The sequence below is a fragment of the Arthrobacter sp. HMWF013 genome, from assembly GCF_003061105.1.
GTDB lineage: Bacteria > Actinomycetota > Actinomycetes > Actinomycetales > Micrococcaceae > Arthrobacter.
This window is the reverse complement of record NZ_QAIQ01000653.1, coordinates 1-3,982: the sequence shown is the minus strand read 5'-3', so window position 1 is coordinate 3,982 and position 3,982 is coordinate 1. Positions and strand designations below refer to the sequence as shown.

Annotated in this window: 4 protein-coding genes and 1 pseudogene; 3 read left to right on the top strand and 2 right to left on the bottom strand. The window is 64.9% G+C overall.

Features of this window, described 5'->3' with window-relative positions; translation table 11 throughout:
- From DBR22_RS24035 to nrdR, 3 genes and pseudogenes are all read left to right on the top strand, one after another.
- A pseudogene (locus DBR22_RS24035) lies at positions 1-269 on the top strand (hypothetical protein); the annotation flags it as partial.
- Positions 270-278: 9 nt separating this feature from the next.
- Entirely contained in the window at positions 279-1,655 is a 1,377-nt protein-coding gene (gene hisD, locus DBR22_RS21495; RefSeq protein ID WP_108600664.1) for a histidinol dehydrogenase, read from the top strand.
- A gap of 113 nt (positions 1,656-1,768) precedes the next feature.
- The gene (gene nrdR, locus DBR22_RS21490) at positions 1,769-2,275 is read left to right on the top strand and encodes a transcriptional regulator NrdR (RefSeq protein WP_108600663.1); all 507 of its coding nucleotides are present in this window, start codon (positions 1,769-1,771) and stop codon (positions 2,273-2,275) included.
- Positions 2,276-2,330: 55 nt separating this feature from the next.
- Here the strand turns inward: nrdR and ppgK are convergent, their stop codons facing one another.
- Together ppgK and map are read right to left on the bottom strand one after the other, a co-directional pair.
- Entirely contained in the window at positions 2,331-3,134 is an 804-nt protein-coding gene (gene ppgK, locus DBR22_RS21485; RefSeq protein WP_108600662.1) for a polyphosphate--glucose phosphotransferase, read from the bottom strand.
- Positions 3,135-3,192: 58 nt separating this feature from the next.
- On the bottom strand, positions 3,193-3,982 hold a 790-nt coding region (map, locus tag DBR22_RS21480; protein WP_108600661.1), incomplete at its 5' end, for a type I methionyl aminopeptidase.

The window sequence follows — 3,982 nt, the reverse complement described above, 5'->3', positions numbered from 1 at the left end:
CGGCCTTCCTCCTCAGCCTGGCGGGCGGCCTGGCCGGCGCCCTTGCCGCATGGCAGACCGGAATGCTCGCAGCACAGCTCTGGGGCGGGCCTGCCGACACCACTGTCAACGCCAGCGTGGCCTTTTCGCTCCGGTCCCTCTCGGTGCTGCTCCTGTGGCCGGCCGCGACGGCCGTTTCGGTCTTCGTGCTGAGCCTGTTGAACCTTCTCCGGCGGGGACCGGAAGGTGAAGGCCTGCCGTTAGCCGGCGGCACCGCGCCGGGTGCGTAAAATGGACCGGTGACCATTACTCCTGAATTTCCTGCCCCTGCCTCTGCCGCAGCGCTCAGTTTCCGTACAGTCGATCTTCGCGGACGGGACCTGACGCTGGCCGGTTTGCGGGCGGCAGTTCCCCGCGCGCAGCACCAGACGATGGCGGACGCGGAGCAGAAGGTCCTGGACATCATCCGGGCGGTCCGCACCCGGGGCTTCGCGGCCCTCAGCGAACTCGCTCTGACGTTTGATGGTGTTCAGCAGCAACACCCGCGGGTCCCGGCCGAAGCTTTGGCCAGTGCCTTGGCAAACCTGGATCCTGCGGTCCGCAGGGCCCTGGAGGAATCGATCAGCCGCGCCCGGCGGTTCGCCGATGGACAGCGGCCCCGCAACATCGACGTCGAGCTCGGGGATGGCGCCCTGGTGAGCCAGAACTGGGTTCCGGTAGCACGCGTCGGCCTCTACGTCCCCGGTGGCCTGGCCGTCTACCCGTCATCCGTGATCATGAACGTGGTTCCTGCCCTGGCCGCGGGCGTAGAATCCATTGCCCTGGCATCGCCGCCGCAGAAGGACTTCAACGGACTACCGCACCCCACCATCCTCGCGGCGGCGGCGCTGCTCGGGATCGACGAGGTGTACGCCATCGGCGGCGCCCAGGCCATCGCCGCTTTCGCCCACGGTGTGCAGGCCAGTGACGCCGGACCGGCGCTGGAGCCCGTGGATGTTGTCACGGGTCCGGGTAACATCTTCGTGGCAACCGCGAAACGCCTGGTTAAAGGCCTGGTGGGAATCGACTCCGAGGCAGGCACCACAGAGATCGCCATTCTGGCCGATTCCTCCGCCCAACCCGCCCTGGTGGCCGCTGACCTGATCAGCCAGGCCGAGCACGATCCTCAGGCCGCGTCGGTACTCATCACCGATTCCGAGGACCTGGCCGCCGCTGTCCGCCTGGAACTGGAACGGCAGTCGGCCGGTACCAAGCACGCTGCGCGGGTTCGCCAGGCTCTCGCCGGCCCGCAGTCCGGAGTTGTCCTGGTGGAGGACTTGGAGCAGGGCATCGCCGCATGTGACGCCTATGCCGCTGAGCACCTTGAAATCATGACGGCGGACGCACCGGCTGTGGCCGCCAGGATCCGCAACGCCGGCGCCATTTTCGTGGGGGACTACAGTCCCGTCAGCCTGGGGGATTACTGCGCAGGCTCTAACCACGTGCTGCCCACCAGCGGTACTGCCGCGTTTTCCTCCGGGCTGAACGTGACCACGTTCCTGCGGGCAATCCAGGTGGTGAACTACAGCAAAGCGGCGCTGCAGGAGGTCAGCGGCCACATCGTGAGCCTCTCCGCTGCCGAGGACCTTCCCGCCCACGGCGAAGCGGTGACCGCGCGGTTCCCGCAAGATTCCTGACCAACCCACGCCGGCCGGCAACCCACTACATGTAGTAATTACAGGATTGTTATTCCGCTATATGTAGTCGTAGACTGATAGACGGCCAGAAGAAACAACAGGGAGGGGACATTATGTACTGTCCGTTCTGCCGTAATCCGGACTCCCGTGTTGTGGACAGCCGTATGGCCGACGACGGCTCAGCTATCCGGCGTCGTCGTCAGTGCCCGGAATGCGGCCGCAGGTTCACCACCGTGGAAACAACCAGCCTCTCGGTCATCAAGCGTTCCGGTGTGGGCGAACCGTTCAGCCGGAGCAAGGTCATCAACGGCGTACGCAAGGCCTGCCAGGGACGCCCTGTCAGCGAGGATGACCTGGCGCTCCTGGCCCAGGAGGTTGAGGAGCAGATCCGTGCCTCCGGTGCGGCGGAAATTGACGCCCACGAGGTGGGGCTGATCATTCTTGGACCCCTGCAGAAACTCGACCAGGTGGCCTATCTGCGCTTCGCCAGCGTCTACCAGGCATTCGAGTCGCTGGAGGACTTCGAGACGGCCATCGCCCTGCTCCGTCATGAGTCGGCCGAAGTGGCCACCCAAGAAACCGTCAAGGGCACCAAGAGCTCCGAGAAGACCCCCCTGTAAAACTTCCGGTGGTGGCAGCGGAGGGGAAGCCGCTGCCGCCACCGGCTCTCCTGCTTTATTTGGTCAGCTTGTGCTTCACGGCAATCTCGACGGCGGCGCCAACAATTCCGGCCTCATTCTTCAGTTTTGCGGGCACAATAGGCGTCCGCAGCCTGAGGTTGGGCAGGTATTCGTCGGCCCGTTTGGAGATGCCGCCGCCCACGATGAAGAGTTCCGGGGAGAAAAGGAACTCCACGTGGGAGAAGTAGCGCTGCAGCAGCACGCTGTACTCATCCCAGCTCAGCCCGTCCCGCTCCCGGGCAACCGCCGAGGCTTTGCTTTCGGCGTCGAAGCCGTCGATCTCAAGGTGGCCCAGCTCAGCGTTGGGGACCAGGCGGCCGTCGAAGATAAAGGCCGAACCGATTCCGGTGCCCAGTGTGATGACCAGGACGGTACCTTCGACGCCGGCACCGGCGCCGTAGCGTGCCTCAGCCAGCCCGGCGGCGTCGGCGTCGTTAATGACCTCAACAGGCCGGCCCAGCCGCGCCGTCAGCAGACCGTCGATGTCAGTGTTGAGCCAGCTCTTGTCCACATTGGCCGCCGAATGGACGACGCCATGCTGGATGATGCCGGGGAACGTGACGCCAACGGGTGAGTCGGCGGCCGGCGCCTCCGGGCGGGCGGAGAGCTCGGCCACTACCTGGGCTACTACCTCGGCAACGGCTTCAGGGGTGGCGGGCTGGGGCGTCGGCACACGGAACCGCTCGCCGAGGAGCTTGCCTTTTTTCAGGTCGACTATGCCGCCCTTGATTCCCGTTCCGCCGATGTCGATTCCGATCAGCGGGGAGTTCTTGTGCGACTTCTCGTCCTTCTTGGCCAATGTTGTTCCGTTCGTGGAAGGGCGTGCGGGGCGGCCGGGTGGCTGACCAGCACGGATTTCAGGGCAGGGTAAGGATTTCGGCGCCGGACTCGGTCACCAGCAGGGTGTGCTCGAACTGGGCCGTACGCTTGTGGTCGCGGGTGACCACCGTCCAGTCGTCCTCCCACATGTCCCATTCAACCGTACCGAGCGTCAGCATGGGTTCGATGGTGAAGACCATGCCCGTCTCGATCACTGTGTTGTAGGCGGGGGCTGCATCGTAGTGCGGGATGATGAGCCCGGTGTGGAAGGCTTCCCCGACCCCATGGCCGGTGAAGTCCCGCACCACACCGTAGCCGAAACGCTTGGCGTACGACTGGATCGCGCGTCCGATCACATTGATTTCGCGGCCGGGAGCGACGGCCCTGATGGCCCGGTTGAGAGATTCGCGGGTGCGTTCGACCAGCAGGCGCGACTCGTCGTCGACGTCGCCTGCCAGGAAGGTGTAGTTGGTATCGCCGTGGACGCCGTTGATGAAGGCGGTGATGTCGATATTGATGATGTCGCCGTCCTGCACCACCGTGCTGTCCGGGATGCCGTGGCAGATCACTTCGTTAAGCGACGAACACAGCGACTTGGGGAATCCGCGGTATCCCAGGGTGGACGGGTAGGCCTGGTGGTCCAGGAGGAACTCGTGGCCCACCTTGTCCAGCTGGTCCGTGGTCACGCCGGGTTCGATGTGTTTGCCGACCTCGACGATTGCCTGTGCGGCGATCCGGCTTGCGATCCGGATTTTTTCGATGGTCTCGGCCGACTTGATCTCCGAGCCGGTGAACTTGGCCGGGGCGGGCTTGCCCACATACTCGGGG